Annotated in this window: 11 protein-coding genes; 6 read left to right on the top strand and 5 right to left on the bottom strand. The window is 76.7% G+C overall.

The annotated features are described in order from the left end of the window. On the bottom strand, positions 1-2789 hold a 2789-nt coding region (locus ABD335_RS12935; RefSeq protein ID WP_344322423.1), incomplete at its 3' end, for a helix-turn-helix transcriptional regulator. Positions 2790-3047: 258 nt separating this feature from the next. On the opposite strand from ABD335_RS12935, the gene ABD335_RS12930 reads away from it, so the two are divergent. Together ABD335_RS12930 and ABD335_RS12925 are read left to right on the top strand one after the other, a co-directional pair. After that, positions 3048-3965: an endonuclease/exonuclease/phosphatase family protein gene (locus ABD335_RS12930; RefSeq protein WP_344322422.1), complete on the top strand. Its 918-nt coding sequence runs from the start codon at positions 3048-3050 to the stop codon at positions 3963-3965. A 365-nt stretch (positions 3966-4330) separates the two neighbouring features. Next, positions 4331-5050, top strand: coding sequence for a lytic polysaccharide monooxygenase (locus tag ABD335_RS12925; protein WP_344322421.1), 720 nt, complete (start codon positions 4331-4333; stop codon positions 5048-5050). A 176-nt stretch (positions 5051-5226) separates the two neighbouring features. Here ABD335_RS12925 and ABD335_RS12920 read toward each other — a convergent pair whose 3' ends face one another. The 3 genes from ABD335_RS12920 to ABD335_RS12910 form a co-directional block, all read right to left on the bottom strand. Next, positions 5227-5709, bottom strand: coding sequence for a hypothetical protein (locus ABD335_RS12920; RefSeq protein ID WP_344322420.1), 483 nt, complete (start codon positions 5707-5709; stop codon positions 5227-5229). A 401-nt stretch (positions 5710-6110) separates the two neighbouring features. Next, positions 6111-7463, bottom strand: coding sequence for a deoxyguanosinetriphosphate triphosphohydrolase (locus ABD335_RS12915; protein WP_425583623.1), 1353 nt, complete (start codon positions 7461-7463; stop codon positions 6111-6113). 67 nt (positions 7464-7530) lie between these two features. Beyond that, a complete protein-coding gene (locus ABD335_RS12910; protein ID WP_344322419.1) occupies positions 7531-8319 on the bottom strand; it encodes a sirohydrochlorin chelatase in 789 nt (262 codons plus the stop codon). Between the two features lie 161 nt (positions 8320-8480). Here ABD335_RS12910 and ABD335_RS12905 point away from each other — a divergent pair, with 161 nt between their 5' ends. Further along, complete coding sequence (locus ABD335_RS12905; protein ID WP_344322418.1) at positions 8481-10742, top strand: molybdopterin oxidoreductase family protein; 2262 nt, start codon at positions 8481-8483, stop codon at positions 10740-10742. A gap of 15 nt (positions 10743-10757) precedes the next feature. Here the strand turns inward: ABD335_RS12905 and cutA are convergent, their stop codons facing one another. Further along, positions 10758-11126: a divalent-cation tolerance protein CutA gene (gene cutA, locus ABD335_RS12900; protein ID WP_344322417.1), complete on the bottom strand. Its 369-nt coding sequence runs from the start codon at positions 11124-11126 to the stop codon at positions 10758-10760. 95 nt (positions 11127-11221) lie between these two features. Between cutA and ABD335_RS12895 the strand changes: the two genes are divergently transcribed. From ABD335_RS12895 to ABD335_RS12885, 3 genes are all read left to right on the top strand, one after another. Further along, the gene (locus ABD335_RS12895) at positions 11222-11866 is read left to right on the top strand and encodes a SanA/YdcF family protein (protein ID WP_344322416.1); all 645 of its coding nucleotides are present in this window, start codon (positions 11222-11224) and stop codon (positions 11864-11866) included. 195 nt (positions 11867-12061) lie between these two features. After that, positions 12062-13375 (top strand): cytochrome P450 family protein, encoded by a 1314-nt coding sequence (locus tag ABD335_RS12890; RefSeq protein ID WP_344322415.1) that lies wholly within the window; start codon positions 12062-12064, stop codon positions 13373-13375. Between the two features lie 149 nt (positions 13376-13524). Continuing rightward, complete coding sequence (locus ABD335_RS12885; protein ID WP_344322414.1) at positions 13525-14799, top strand: NAD(P)/FAD-dependent oxidoreductase; 1275 nt, start codon at positions 13525-13527, stop codon at positions 14797-14799. Positions 14800-14801: the final 2 nt, after the last annotated feature.

Raw genomic sequence — 14801 nt, 5'->3', positions numbered from 1 at the left:
GCGAGGACGCGGGTGAGCTCCACCCGGGAGCGGATGCCCAGCACCGCGAAGACGTTGCGCAGGTGGTGGTCGACCGTGCGGGGGCTGACCGACAGCCGCAGCGCGACCTCGCGGTTGGTGGCCCCCTCGGCCACGCACCGGGCGATGCGCAGCTGTTGGGGGGTCAGCCTGCCCAGGACCCTGGGCCCGTCCGCGCCCGCCGCCTCGCCGGTGGCCCGCAGCTCGGCGCGGGCCTGCTCGGCCCAGCCGTGGGCGCCGCAGCGTTCGAAGGCCAGGAGCGCGTCGCGCAGCACGCCGCGCGCCGCGCCCGGTCGCCGGGCGCGGCGCAGCGCCTTGCCGTGGAGCAACTGGGTGCGTCCCCGCTCGAAGTCGCTGTCGGTGCGGGCGTGTTCCTCCAGGGCGCGGGCGAACAGCGCGGGAGCCTCCTCCGGTGCGGCGAGCAGGGCGCGGCAGCGGGCGAGCTGGGCGGGGGCCAGCGGGTCCGCGGTGACGGCCGTCCACTCGGTGAAGTACGCCACGGCGCGGCGGGCCGTGGCGGTGTCGCCCGCCAGCGCGGCGGCCTCGGCCAGGCACGGCGCGGCCAGCGCCTGGAGCGCGAAGTGCCCCTGTCCGACGCCGGGTGCGGAGCCCACCAGCGGGTCCAACCGGGCCGCGGCCTCGTGCGGCCTGCCCCGTCCCAGGTCGCAGCGGGCCAGGGCCCACTGGGCGAGGGTGGCGGCGACGCCCAGGCCGTGCGGGCCGGCGTCCTCGCCCGCCGCGCGGGCGTGGGCCGCGCAGGACTCGGCGTCCCCCTCCACCGCCGCGGCCATCGCCAGCACCGCGTGGTGGTGGGCGGCGCAGTTGCGCTGTCCGGTCCGTCGGGCGCGGCGCAGTCCGGCCTCGGCGTGGGCGCGGGCCCGGCCGTGCCGTCCGGCCCGCAACTCGCTGTAGGCCAGGTGCTCCAGGGCCTGGGGCACGAGGGCGGCCGGGCCGCACGCCCGGGCGGCGGCCAGGGCGCGGGTGTTGAGGTCGAGGGCGGCGGCGACGTCGCCGACGACCAGGGCGGCGATCCCGGCCCGGATCAGCCGCCAGGGCTGCCGCTCCTCGGCGGCGTGCTCCAGGACGCGGAGCAGGGGCGGGGCGCCGCGGGCGAAGTCGGCGCACATCACGGCGTCCAGCCCGGCGCAGTAGTCGTCCAGCAGCGGGTCCTCGGTGGGGGGCCGGAGCGCGGCGATGCCGGCGAGGTCGGCGCGGAGGCCGGTGATGTCGCCGACCGCCCAGGACGCCTCGCTCGCGTGGAGCAGCGCCCTGCGGGCGGTGTGCGGGTCGTAGGGGGCGAGCAACCGGGCGGCGTACGACAGGAGTTCGTGGGCGTCGGTGACCACGCCGTTGCGCAGTTCCAGGGTGCCGCGCACGAGTTCGGTCCGGCCGCGGACGGCGTCGTGGACGGGCAGGGCGCGGGCCTGGTCCAGCAGGGTCAGGGCGCGCTGCGGGAACCCCGCCGACCAGGCGTGTTCGGCCGCCGCGGTCAGCCGGGCCGCGCGGACGCCGGTGTCCTGGGCGTCGTCGTCGCCGGTGAGTTCGGCGGCGCGCCACAGGGCGTCGGCCAGTTCGGCGTGGACGCGCTCGTCGGTGACGGCCGTGTCGCAGGCGGCGGAGGCGAGGGCGTCGGCGAGGCACGGGTCGGGGTCCGTGGCCGCCGCCGCGCGGTGGCGCAGGGCGGGCAGGTGCCGTGGGCCGGCCTCCCCGCCGCGCGGAACGCGCTCGTCCAGGGCGTCGGCCAGGAGCCGGTGCGCGGCGCGGCGCCGCTCCGGCGGTTCGCCCCAGTAGGCGGCGCGGCACAGCAGGGCGTGGGCGAAGCGGAGGGCGTCCCCCTCGCGCCGCAGCAGCCCCCTCTCCTCGGCCTCCTCCAGCCGGGCGGGGTCGATCCCGGCGCGGGCGGCGACGCGCAGCAGGAGGGTGCGGTCCGCGGTGCCGCCGAGTTCGTGTACGGCGGCGGCCGACAGCAGCAGGGTGCGGAGGTCGGCGGGCAGGCGCGCCAGTTCGCCGGCGTACGAGCGCAGCCGGGGACCGGCGGGCGGCAGCGGATGGGGCGGCGGCACGGCGCCGGCGAGCTGCTCGGGGGTGAGGGAGGCGACGAGGTCGGTGAGGAGTCCGGGGTTGCCTCCGGCCGTGTGGAGCAGGGCCTCGCGCAGGGCCGGGTCGGCGTCCGGGGGCAGCAGCCCGTCCAGGAGCGCGCCGGCGGTCGCGGTCTCCATCGGTTCCAGGGCCAGCCGCGGCAGGCCGTCCAGCAGCGGGTCCTCGGTGCCGTCGTGGCGCGTGCCGAGGAGCATCGCGACGGGCAGGGGCGCGTCCAGGCGCCGGGCGACGAAGCCCAGGGCCCGGCGGGAGGGTTCGTCGAGGTGGTGGACGTCGTCGACGCAGACCAGCAACGGCCCCTGGGCGGCCAGGTCGTGGAGCAGGGCCCGGAGGGCGGCCGGCACCGGCCCCCGGGCCGCGGCGTCGGACACCTCGCCGAGCGTCAGGGCCTCGGCGAGGGCCGCCGTGCGCGGGTCGTCCGGTCTCGGGCGGTCGGCGACGGGGTGCAGCAGGGCGTGCAGCCCGCCGTAGGGGACGGCGGTCTCGGCGGCCACGCCCCGCGCGCGCAGCACGGTGCCGCCGTCCGCCCCGAAGCGGGCGACCGCGTGGTCGAGCAGGGTGGTGGTGCCGAGCCCCGGTTCGGCCCGCACCAGCAGGGCGCCGCCCCGTCCCGCGCGTGCGCCGTCGATCAGCTCCGTCACGGCCGTTCGCGCCGCGTTCGCACCGTGCATCCGCTCATCCCTCCTCGGAAGGGACTCTCAGGCAGGTCGCTCGGGGGTTCCCCCACGACAGCACCATGCCCAAGTTGTGTCCATGTCAAAGGGACCGTGTCGCGGCCCCCGCCCACCGGCCGGCGGGACGGCGTGTGCGCCCGCACAACCGGCCCGTTCCCGACCGTTCTCCCGCCGGGCCGTTGCACGTCATCTCGTCCGGGTACCGGGGCGACGGACGGAACGCGTCCGGCGGAGCGGAGAGGGGACGAGGGGCGCATGCGCGTGCTGACGTGGAACCTGTGGTGGCGATTCGGACCCTGGCGGGAGCGGCGGAAAGCCATTACCACCGTACTGCGCGAACTGCGGCCCGACATCGTCGGGTTGCAGGAGGTGTGGGCCGCCGGCGGGGAGAACCTCGCGCGGCACCTGGCGGAGGAACTCGGCATGCACTGGGTGTGGGCCGCCTCCGACCAACCCGAGAAGTGGCGGAAGCGCCTGGGCGATCCGACGGTCGACATCGGCGTCGCCGTGCTCAGCCGCCGGCCCGTGGTCGAACACGAGGTGGTGCGGCTGCCGGCGCCGGAGGACCTGGACGACGGACGCCTGGCCCTGTACGCGCTGGTCGACGCGCCCGGCCACCGGGTGCCGTTCTTCACCGTCCACCTCACCTCCGCCCTCCACGCCTCGGCCGTGCGCCGCGAACAGGTCGGCGTCGTCGCCGAGTTCGTCGCGGCCCACCGCGGCGGAACCGACTTCCCGCCGGTGGTCACCGGCGACTTCAACGCCTGGCCGGACTCCGACGAGATCCGGCTGCTGGGCGGTTACAAGACGGCGCCCGCCGTCCCCGGCCAAGTCCTCCTCGACGCCTGGGAGTACGCCGACCCGCAGGCCCCGTCGGCCACTTGGAACCGGGCGAATCCCCACGTCGCGGCGGCCTTCGACCCGAACGTCCGGGTCGACTACGTCCACGTCGGCCCGCCCGGCCCCGGCGGGATCGGCCGCGTCGTCGCCGTGCGGCGCGCGGGCGACGCGCCCGTCGACGGCGTCTGGCCCTCCGACCACGCCGCCGTCGTCGTCGACCTGGCGACGGAGCCGCCGGGAGAACCGTCGGGAACGCCCTCGGGAGAACCGTCGGGCACATCCTCGGGAAAGCCGTCGGGAACGCCGTCGGAAGAGGCGTCGCACGACCGGTGACGGAAGGGCGCGTCCCGCACGGAGCATTGGTCTGTACCAGATTCGGACACGCTCGCGAACCGCCGCAATCCCTGACACACCCACCGCCCGTCGGGACCGGCGCGCGAGCGCGTCGCCCCTCCGCCCCCCTCCCACGTGCGGCGATCGAGGCGCGCCCGGCCGCTTCCTCCGCCTTCCCCGTCGGTCGCGGGGCGCGGCGGCGCGCGGAGTCCAACCGAAAACCTTCTTAACGGTCGGCCGGCCCCGCCCTACCTTCGTCAGCGATGTGCCACGGCTCTGGAGCGGCTCGCCGTGGCATCCCCTCACGCCAACTCCGCGCGTCGTGTGGGTCCGCCGGGCGCGCGGGTCGAGAAGGAGCCCCCCACATGAGTCACACGAGTGCGAGAAGACTGCTGACCGTCCTCTTCACCTTCGCGCTGGCGCTGCCCCTGGCCGTCGTCGTCACCTCGGCGAGCCCGGCCGGCGCCCACGGCTGGATCACCTCCCCGCCCAGCCGCCAGGACCACTGCGCCACCCGCAAGGTCACCGGCTGCGGCGGCCTGGAGTACGAGCCGCAGAGCGTCGAGGCGCCCAAGGGCTCGCGGCTGTGCAGCGGCGGCAGCCGCTGGACCGTGCTGGACGACGAGAGCAAGAACTGGCCGGTGACGCGGGTGTCGAGCACGGTCACCTTCCAGTGGCGGCTGACCGCCGCGCACCGCACCAGCACCTGGGACTACTACGTCGACGGCGTCCTGTTCAAGCGGATCGACCAGGGCAACACGCAGCCGCCGTCGACCGTCTCGCACACCCTGTCCGGGCTGCCCGGCGGCCGTCACAAGATCCTCGCGGTGTGGAACATCGCCGACACCGTCAACGCGTTCTACAACTGCGTGGACGTCGAGGTCGGCAGCGGCGGCGGCCAGCCTCCGACGCCGCCCACCACCCCGGCCGAGTGCACCTCCGCCGCCTGGAGCGCCTCCACCGCCTACACCGGCGGCTCGACGGTGACGCACCGGGGCCGCGCGTACCGGGCGGCCTGGTGGACGCAGGGCGAGGAGCCGGGCGTCTCCGCCTCCGGTGTCTGGCGCGACCTGGGCGCCTGCTGACGGAGCGGCCCACCGGCCTCGGTCCCGGCCCGGTACGGGGAACCCCGACGCCGGGCCGGGACCGACCGCGGTGCGCGCCGCCGAATCCCCCCGCACGTCGCACACCCGCCGGGCGCGAGGCCCGACGGGTGCGGTGCGCGGGGACGACAGGCGTCACCGGACGGGGACGGCAGGCGTCACCGGATGAAGAGGCTCCGGCCCCTCACCTCGGTGTGCTCACCCGGGTAGACGGTGTCCACCGGGTACCCGGTGCAGTAGTTGTCCTCGAAGACGAGGGCGGCACGGTTGGTGTAGTTGCCGACCGTGGTCCTGCGGTCGCGGTCACGGTCGCGGTCGCGGTCACGGTCGTCGTCGTTGCCGCCCCGGCCGTCGCCGCCGGTGTTCCCGGCGTTCTGGGCGCCCTCGGTGTTCTGGGCGCCTTCGGCGTTCTGAGCGTTCTCGGCGCTTTCGGCCGTGCCGGTGCCTTCGAGGCCCTCGGCCCTGTGGTCGCCGCCGCGGCCGTCCCGGTCGCCGAGGAGGCCGTAGCAGCCGCTCGGGTTCTGGAAGGACCTGTCCCCGATCACGAGGAGCCCCTGTGCGGCGGACGCGGAGCTGGGAACGGCGAGGGTCATCAGGGCCGCTGCGGCAAGGGAGCCCAGCGTTGTGGTGATGCGTCGCATGGACGGTGTGCCTTTCCGGAAGAACTGGGAGAAAGCGGGCCCGGTGGGCCCCACCATCGATGCAAACCGCACGCCGGCCAATCTGCCACCGCAGATGGGACGTTGGGGTGGTTCACCCTCTGTTGCCGTCCCCGGTCCGGGGCACGCCGCCCGCGAGGGCCCGGCCGGGCGATCGGGTGACCCCGGGCCGGAAGACCGTGGTGGCTCCGGACGCGCGCGACCGTGTCGAGCCCCCGTCCGGACCGGTGCCGCGCCCCTGGTGCGCGCCGGGCGCGGAGGCCGTGGGAGGCCGTGGGAGGCCGCGCCGGCGGCGTCCGCCACGACGTCGGGCTCCACACCCGATCGGCCGACGCCCCCGTTCCCCCCTCCCTCCGCGCACGAGACCTCGGAGCGCGTCCGCCTCACACCGCGCCGAGGTCGACGACCGTGGTCCCGGTGCCGGTGAGACGGGCGTGGAGGCGGCGGGCCGAGGCGTCGGTGAGGGAGGCGATCTGGTCGACGATCGCCCGCAGCCGGGCCGCGTCGGTGTCGGCCGCCGAGAACAGCGCGCGGAACTGGGGGTCCAGGCCGTCCGGGGCGCGGGCGGTCAGCGCGTCCGCCAGTTCGAGGAGGACGGCGCGCTGCTCGCGGCGCAGCCGCTCCTGGTCGGGGCGCTGCATGACGTACCGGTCGGCGACGGCCTTGAGCACGTCGCACTCCAGCCTCGTCTCGCGCGGCACCACCAGGCGGGCCGCGTAGCGGGTGAGGCGGCCCGAACCGTGGGCCGCCCGGGTGGCGCCCTCGGCGGCCAGGCAGAAGCGGCCGATGAGTTGGCTGGTGGCGTCCTTCAGCCGGGCCTGGGCGACGGCCGTCCCGTCGTAGCCGTGCGGCCACCACTCCTGGTCCAGCAGCCGGTCGAGGGCCGCGGCGAGTTCCGCCTCCTCGGTGCCGGGCGGCGCGTAGCGCCGGGCGGCGACGGCGAAGACCTCGCGGCGCTCGGGCTCGGCCAGCAGCAGGTTGGGGTCGAGGTGCCCGGCGTGGAGGCCGTCCTCGACGTCGTGGACGGAGTAGGCGACGTCGTCGGACCAGTCCATGACCTGCGCCTCGAAGCACCGCCGGTGCTCGGGGGCGCCGCGCCGGAACCACTCGAAGACCGGCAGGTCGTCCTCGTAGACGCCGAACTTCCGCGACGCGGGGTCGTTCGGGTGACCGCCGCGCGGCCAGGGGTACTTGGTGGCGGCGTCCAGCGCGGCGCGGGTGAGGTTGAGGCCGACGCTGACCAGCCGGCCGCCGTCCCCGGTCCGCTCCTCGACGAAGCGCTTCGGTTCCAGCCGGGACAGCAGCCGCAGCGACTGGGCGTTGCCCTCGAAGCCGCCGCAGGGCGCGGCGATCTCGTCCAGCACCCGTTCGCCGTTGTGCCCGAAGGGCGGGTGGCCCAGGTCGTGGGCGAGGCAGGCGGCCTCCACCAGATCCGGGTCGCAGCCCAGCGCGGCGCCCAGCTCCCGGCCGACCTGGGCGCACTCCAGGGAGTGCGTCAGCCGCGTGCGCGGGGTGGCGTCCCACGCCGGGACGGCTCCGTCGGGGGTGACGACCTGGGTCTTGCCCGCCAGCCGCCGCAGCGCGGCGGAGTGCAGCACCCGCGCCCGGTCGCGCTGGAACGCCGTCCGGCCGGGGCGCTTGTCGGGCTCGGGCACCCAGCGCTCCAGCGCCGCCGCGTCGTAGTGCGTGGTGCCGTACATGGCGTCGTGCGTGGCGTCGTGCGTGGCCTCGTCCATGCCGTACTCATCGCCGTATCCACCGCCCACACACCGACCGTACGCGCCCGGGACGACATGCGGGTGGTCACGAGGCGCGGGCCAGGCCCCCCTCCCGGGCGGGGAGGGGCGCGGCGCGGGCCTCGTCGTAGCGGTGCAGGACCAGGCGGGCCAGGGCCGGGTGCGCGCCGAGCGGCCGGGCGACGGGCAGGCCGGGGACGGCCCGCGCGCACCGGCCGGCGAAGAGGCCCGGGGCGGCGAAGTAGGAGGCGACGACGGTGTGGTGACGGCCCGCGGCCCGCAGCGCGGCCACCGCCTCGGGAACGGTCGGCGCGGCGGCCGAGGCGTACGCGGGGACGACCGGTGTGCCGCCCAGACGGGCGGAGAGCAGGGCGGCCGTCCGCCCGGCGTCCACGGCGGACTCCGGGTCGCGGGAGCCGGCGGCGGCCAGCACCACGCCGCCGTCCTGCGGATCGAGCGCTCGGGCGCCGCGCCGGCCGGTCTCCGCCAGACGCGCGGCGAGGGCGTCGACGAGCAGGGGGTGCGGCCCCAGCGGGGCGGCGATCCGCGTCCGCAGGTGCGCGGCGGCGGCAGCGGCCCGCGGCAGATCGTGCTTGACGTGGTGACCGCGGCCGAACAGCAGCGGGACCAGGACGGCCTCGCCGGGCGGCAGCGCCTCCAGGGTGTCCGTCACCAGGGGCTCGTTCAGCTCGACGTGGCCGAGCTCCACCCGCAGCCCCGGCCGCAGCGACCGTACGAGCGTCAGCAGCGCGGCGACGGTGCGCGGCGCCTCGGGGTCGCGGGAGCCGTGGGCGACCGCGACCAGGACGGGCGCGGGGCGGCGGGAGCGGGCGGACGGCGGGTGAGGGGGAACCATGGGGCCGAGTGTGGGGGGTGGTGGTTGCCCCGCCGTTGCGCGCTCGTGTCGTCCGATTGCGCGCGGCTCACGGCGCGCTCCCGGCCGGGCTGAGGCCGGTGTGCCCGTCCCGTAACCGGCGGGGGCGCGGGGCGTAACACGCGCGACGCACGCTGTGCGGCATGAGCTCGACGACCGCCCCTCCCGCCGGATCGGCTTCCGACACCCCCGCGGCGACCGTGGACACCCACTGTCCCTACTGCGCCCTCCAGTGCGGCATGGGGCTGCGGCCGGGCGCGGAGGGGGCGGCGGGCGGCGTGGAGGTGGTCGAGCGCACCGCGTTCGACGTCAACCGCGGCGCCCTGTGCGGCAAGGGCCGCACCGCGCCCGCCCTCCTCTCCTCCCGGGTGCGGCTGACCGAGCCGCTGGTCCGCCGCCGCCCCGGCGGGCCGCTGGAGCCGGCCGGCTGGGAGGAGGCGCTGGACCGCGTCGCCGAGGGCCTGTCGAAGGTGCGGGCCGCCCACGGGCCGGACGCGGTCGGGGTGTTCGGCGGGGGCGGGCTGACGAACGAGAAGGCGTACCTGCTGGGCAAGTTCGCCCGTCTGGCGCTGGGCACCTCGCAGATCGACTACAACGGCCGGTTCTGCATGTCCTCGGCCGCCGCCGCCCACAACAAGGCGTTCGGCCTGGACCGGGGCCTGCCGTTCCCGCTGGCGGACGTGGCGCGCACCGGCTGTGTGATCCTGGTGGGCTCCAACCTCGCCGAGACCATGCCGCCCGCCCTGCGCTACCTCACCGAGCTGCGCGAGAGGGGCGGGAAGCTGATCGTCGTCGACCCCCGGCGCACCCGCACCGCCGAGCAGGCCGACCTGCACCTGGCCCCGCGTCCGGGCACGGACCTGGCGCTGGCGCTGGGCATGCTGCACCTGGTGGTCGCCGAGGGCCGGGTGGACACCGGGTTCGTCGCGGCCCGCACCACCGGCTGGCCCGAGGCGCGCGCCGCGGCGATGGCGCACTGGCCGGAGCTGGTGGAGCGGATCACCGGCGTGCCGGTGCCGCGGCTGCGCGAGGCGGTCGCGCTGTTCTGCGACGCCTCCTCCTCGATGGTGCTCACCGCGCGCGGCCCCGAGCAGCAGTCGAAGGGCACCGACACCGTCGGCGCCTGGATCAACCTGTGCCTGGCCACCGGTCGGGCGGGCCGTCCGCTGTCCGGCTACGGCTGCCTGACCGGCCAGGGCAACGGCCAGGGCGGGCGCGAGCACGGCCAGAAGGCCGATCAGCTCCCCGGCTACCGCAGGCTGGACGACCCGGCCGCGCGCGAGCACGTGGCGCGGGTGTGGGGGGTGGACCCGGAGACGCTGCCGGGGCCGGGGCGCAGCGCGTACGAACTGCTGGACGCGCTCGGCCGCGACGTGCGCGCCCTGCTGCTGACGGGCTCCAACCCGGTGGTCTCCGCGCCGCGCGCCGCCCACGTCGAGGAGCGGATCGCCTCGCTGGACTTCCTGGCGGTGTGCGACGTGGTGCTCTCGGAGACCGCCGCGCTGGCCGACGTGGTGCTGCCGGTGGCGCAGTGGGCGGAGGAGACGGGCACGACCACCAACCTGGAGGGCCGGGTGCTGCTGCGCCGCAGGGCCGTCGCCCCTCCGCCCGGAGTGCGCACCGACCTGGAGGTGCTGAACGCGCTCGCCGCCCGGCTGGGCCGGGAGAAGGGCTTCCCCACCGACCCGGAGGAGGTCTTCGACGAGCTGCGCCGGGCCTCGGCCGGCGGCCCGGCGGACTACTCGGGGATCACCTACCGGCGCATCGCCGAGGAGGACGGCGTCTTCTGGCCGTGTCCGGAGGTGCCGGCGGTGGGCGAGGGGGCCGAGCCTCCCCTTGGCCCTGTCGGGGGAACCCCCGCCCCCGACTCCTCCCCCGGACTCCCCCCGGGAGGCGCCCCCGGGGGGACCCCCGCCCCGCACCCCGGCACCCCGCGCCTGTTCCTGGACCGCTTCGCCACCGACGACGGCCGGGCCCGCTTCGTGCCCGTCGCCCACCGGCCCTCGGCCGAGGAGCCGGACGCGGCGTACCCGCTGCTGCTGACCACGGGCCGGGTGCTGGCCCAGTACCAGTCGGGCGCCCAGACGCGCCGGGTGGCGGAGTTGAACGACGCCGCGCCGGGCCCGTTCGTCCAGCTCCACCCGCGGCTGGCCGAGAAGGTGGGGGTGGCCGAGGGCGAGCCGGTCGCGGTGGTCTCGCGGCGGGGCCGCGCGGTCGCCCCGGCCCGGATCACCCCGGACATCCGTCCGGACACGGTGTTCATGCCGTTCCACTGGCCGGGCGCCGGCCGCGCCAACACCCTGACCAACCCGGCCCTGGACCCGACCTCGCGGATGCCGGAGTTCAAGGTCTGCGCGGTCCGGGTGGAGGCGGCCGGGGAGGAACACGGCGAGGCGGCCCCGTGACCCCTCAGGCGCCGACTACCCGGCCTGGATCCCGGCGTCCGTCTCCGCCGCGACCCAGGCCAGGTAGTCGGCGCCGCCGCGGACGACGGGGGTGGCGATGATCTCCGGGGTGTCGTAGTCGTGGGCCGCGCGCAGGTGCGCCTCCAGGGCGTCGTAGCGGGCCACCGTCGTCTTCAGCAGCACCTGCCACTCGCGCTCGGCCCGCACCTCGCCCTCCCAGCGGTACACCGAGGTCACCGGGCCGGCCACCTGCGCGCACGCGGCGAGGCGGGCCTCCACCGCGCCGCGGGCCAGCGCCTCGGCCTTCCCGGGGTCGTCGGTGGTGGTCAGCACGGTCAGGATCTCCGCCGTTCCCACGGTCTCCGTCCCCGTCTTCTCCGTCATCTCCGCCGCTCCTCGTCCGCGTCGTCGGTCCTACGGGCCTCGCCGGTCCACGGTAGTCGGGCAACCGTCGCGGGCCGTGGGCCGTCACCTCCGGTGTGGCGATCGAGAGGAAACGACGGGCGATCCGGGTAGCGGTGCTGCTGTGCGTGCTGGGGCTGCTGCCCGCGACCTGGCTCCGGGTGACGACCGGCGACCGGGTCCGAACGGTGGACTCCGCTCCCCCGGCACCGGTCGCGGTGGTCTTCGGCGCCGGGCTGTGGGACGGCGAGCCGTCCCCGTACCTGGCGCACCGGTTGGACGCCGCCGCCGAGCTGTACGAGCGGGGCACGGTGCGCGCGGTCCTGGTGACCGGCGACAACAGCCGGCACGACTACGACGAGACGGGCGCGATGCGCGCGTACCTGGTGCGGCACGGCGTCCCCGCCGAGGACGTGGTCGGCGACCACGCGGGCTTCGACACCTGGGACTCCTGCTCCCGAGCCCGCCGGATCTTCGGCGTCGAGCGCGCCGTGCTGGTGAGCCAGGACTTCCACATCCGGCGCGCGCTGGCCCTGTGCCGGGCCGCCGGGGTCGACGCGTACGGCGTGGGGGTCGCGGAACCGCGCGACGTCACCTGGCACCACGGCGCCCTGCGCGAGGTGGCCGGTGCGGTCAAGGCCGGGCTGGAGGCCGCGTTCACGCCCGATCCGCACTTCCTCGGGCCGCGCGAGAAGGGTCTGGAGCGGGCGCTCGCCGACTGATCGGCCGGCGAGCGGCGGAACCGCCGGTCAACCGTCCCGAAGCCCTCCGTACACCCTCGCGGTCACTCTTCAGTGGGATCTCAACTGCCTTTTGACGCAAGGACATTGACCTTGCGCACCGGGAAGGCGTTGTCTCCGGGGAAGCGGGCCTCACCCGCACCGCGCCCTCTCCCCTCCCTCCCCCGGAGCCGCACCATGACCGCGCCCCCTCACCGTCTCCCCCCGGCCGGGTCGCCGGGCCGTTCGGGCCGCCGCCGGCCCACCCCGCTGTACGCGCCCGGCCTCGACGGGGACGGCCTGTCCGCGCTGTACGAGCGGCTGCGGGCGGAGCACGGCCCGGTCGCTCCCGTGGCCCTCGCCCCGGGCGTCCACGCCTGGCTCGTCCTGGGCTACCGGGAGGTGCTGCTGTCGGCCCGGAACGAGCGGGACTTCAGCCACGACCCGCGGTGCTGGAACCTGCTGCGCGAGGGGCTGGTCCCGGCCGACTCGCCGCTGCTGGCGTTCGTCGGCTGGCGGCCGGCGGTGACGTTCGTCGACGGACGGCGGCACCGGCGGATGCGGGCGGCCGTCGCCGACGCGCTGACCCGCTTCGACCGGTACGAGCTGGGCCGTGTGGTGCGGGCCGCGGCCGATCGGCTGGTCGACTCCTTCGCCGGGCGGCGCGAGGTCGACCTCGTGGCGCACTACGCGCACAAACTGCCGGAACGGGTCCTCGCCCGGCTGCTGGGCGCGGACGAGCGGACCGGCTGGCAGGTGGCGGAGGCCGCCGCCGGTACCGCCGCGGCCAACGCGGACTCCCTCAACGCCGTCCGCCGGCTGGAACGGCTCCTGCTCGCGCTGATCGAGGAGAAGCGCGCCCGTCCGGGGCCTGACATCGTTTCCCGGCTGCTGGCCCACCCCGCCGCGCTGAGCGACGAGGAGGTGCTCCACAACCTGGTGGTGACGGTCGTGGCGGGCAACCAGACGACGCGGAACTGGATCGCCACCACGCTGCGCGTCCTGCTGACCGACCCCGCCGTGCGGTCCTCGCTGGACGGCGGGCACCTCACCGTGGACGACGTCCTCGACCTGGTGCTGTGGCGGTTCCCTCCCACCCAGAACCTCCCCGCCCGCTACGCCACCCGCGACCTGTGCCTCGGCGGGCAGGACGTCCGGGCCGGGGACATGCTCGTCCTGGGGCTGGCCGCCGCCAACGCGGACCCCGGGACGCTGCCCCGGTGCGGACGGCCGGTGGTGGGGAACCGGGCGCACGTGGCGTTCGGCGCGGGGCCGCACGCCTGCCCGGTGCGGGAGCAGGCCCGGCTGATCGCGCGGACGGCCGTGGAGGTCCTCCGGAACCGCCTGCCGGGCTTGGAACTCTCCGTCGCCGAAGGGGGGTTGGCGTGGGCGTCGTCGCCCTGGACCAGGGGTCTGGCGGCGCTGCCCGTCCGGTTGGCCGCGCGGTGTCCGGCCGCCGCGCCCGCCGTGCCGGGCGGGACGGCCGCGCCGCCGGCCCCCGAACCGGCCTGACCCCGTCCGGCCGCGTGCCCCGGCTGTGAGCCCCTGCCGGGGCGCGCGGCCGGGGCTCACAGCCGGGGCCGCGGCACGCTGAGGACAGCGTTGCCCCGGGGAAACAGCGGGGATGCGGGTGGGTAACGGCGGTCCCGCACGCTTCCGGCATGACCTCGACGACACGTGTGGTGGTGATCGGCGGCGGAATGGCCGCCGCGCGGCTCGCCGGACAACTGTCCGCCGCCGGTGCCGCAGGTGCCGCCGGTGCCGCCGTGGACCTGACGGTCATCGGCGAGGAGCCGTACGGGCCGTACAACCGGGTGCTGCTGGCCGAGGTGCTGGCCGGACGGTACGGGCCGGAGGTGACGGCCCTGCCGGAGCCGTCCGCCGCCCGCTGGTCGCGGGGGGTGCGGGCGGTCCGTCTGGACCGGGCCGAGCGGCTGGTGCTGTGCGACGACGGCTCCTCGGTGCCGTACGACACCCTGGTGCTGGCCACCGGCTCCAACCCGGTGCTGCCCCCGCTGCGCGGTCTGTTCCCCGCCGGCGGCGACCGTGAACCGCCCCGGGGCGTCCACCCCTTCCGCACCCTGTCCGACTGCCGGGCCCTGGCGGAGGAGGCGCGTCCCGGAACGCGGGCCGTCGTCGTCGGCGGCGGCCTGCTCGGGGTCTCCGCCGCCCGCGCGCTGGCCGGACGCGGCGTCCACACCCTCCTCGCCCACCAGGGCGAGCGCCTCCTGGAGCGCCGGCTCGACCCCCGCGCCTCGGCGCTGCTCCGCGACCACCTGGAGGACCTGGGCGTGGAGGTCCACACCGAGTGCCGCGTCCGCGGTCTGGAGGTCCGGACCGACGGGACCGGCCGGCGGGCCGTCTCGGCCGTCGCGCTCGCCGACGGTCACCGGTTGGAGACCGAGATCGCCGTGGTGGCCTGCGGCGTACGGCCGCGGGTCGGGCTCGCCCGGGCGGCCGGGCTGGAGGTCCGCGAGGGGATCGTCGTCGACGACGGGCTGCGCACCTCCGACCCCCGGATCCACGCCGTCGGCGACTGCGCCGAGCACGGCGGGGTGGTCTACGGGCTGGCGGGCGCCGCCCAGGACCAGGCCGACGCGCTGGCCCGCGTCCTGCTGGGCGACGCCGCCGCGTACACCGGCACCCGGGCGCTGACCCGGCTCACCCTCGCCCCGCCCACCGGCGGACCGGGGCGGACGCTGGACCTCGCCGTGTTCGGCGAGACCGTTCCCCGGCCGGAGGACGACGTCGTCCACCTCGCCGACGCCACCCGCGGCACCTACCGCAAGGTCGTCGTCCGCGGCGACCGGCTCGTCGGCGGAATCCTCCTCGGCGACCTCGGCGCCGTCGGCACGCTCGCCCGGACCTGGGAGGGCGACGAGCCGCTGCCCTCCGCCCCGCTGCTCCACCTGATCGCCAACGATGGAGGCCTGTAGAG

Origin of the sequence: Streptomyces macrosporus (assembly GCF_039533145.1) — a bacterium.
Taxonomy (GTDB): domain Bacteria; phylum Actinomycetota; class Actinomycetes; order Streptomycetales; family Streptomycetaceae; genus Streptomyces; species Streptomyces macrosporus.
Note: the sequence above shows the minus strand (reverse complement) of the source record. Positions and strands in the feature narration are given on the sequence as shown.

Excerpts from the sequence above, each read along its gene's own strand:
- ABD335_RS12930 (WP_344322422.1), top strand. The coding sequence starts at position 3,048 with ATGCGCGTGCTGACGTGGAACCTGTGGTGGCGATTCGGACCCTGGCGG.
- ABD335_RS12925 (WP_344322421.1), top strand. The coding sequence starts at position 4,331 with ATGAGTCACACGAGTGCGAGAAGACTGCTGACCGTCCTCTTCACCTTC.
- ABD335_RS12920 (WP_344322420.1), bottom strand. The coding sequence starts at position 5,709 with ATGCGACGCATCACCACAACGCTGGGCTCCCTTGCCGCAGCGGCCCTG.
- ABD335_RS12915 (WP_425583623.1), bottom strand. The coding sequence starts at position 7,463 with ATGGACGAGGCCACGCACGACGCCACGCACGACGCCATGTACGGCACC.
- ABD335_RS12910 (WP_344322419.1), bottom strand. The coding sequence starts at position 8,319 with ATGGTTCCCCCTCACCCGCCGTCCGCCCGCTCCCGCCGCCCCGCGCCC.
- ABD335_RS12905 (WP_344322418.1), top strand. The coding sequence starts at position 8,481 with ATGAGCTCGACGACCGCCCCTCCCGCCGGATCGGCTTCCGACACCCCC.
- cutA (WP_344322417.1), bottom strand. The coding sequence starts at position 11,126 with ATGACGGAGAAGACGGGGACGGAGACCGTGGGAACGGCGGAGATCCTG.
- ABD335_RS12890 (WP_344322415.1), top strand. The coding sequence starts at position 12,062 with ATGACCGCGCCCCCTCACCGTCTCCCCCCGGCCGGGTCGCCGGGCCGT.
- ABD335_RS12885 (WP_344322414.1), top strand. The coding sequence starts at position 13,525 with ATGACCTCGACGACACGTGTGGTGGTGATCGGCGGCGGAATGGCCGCC.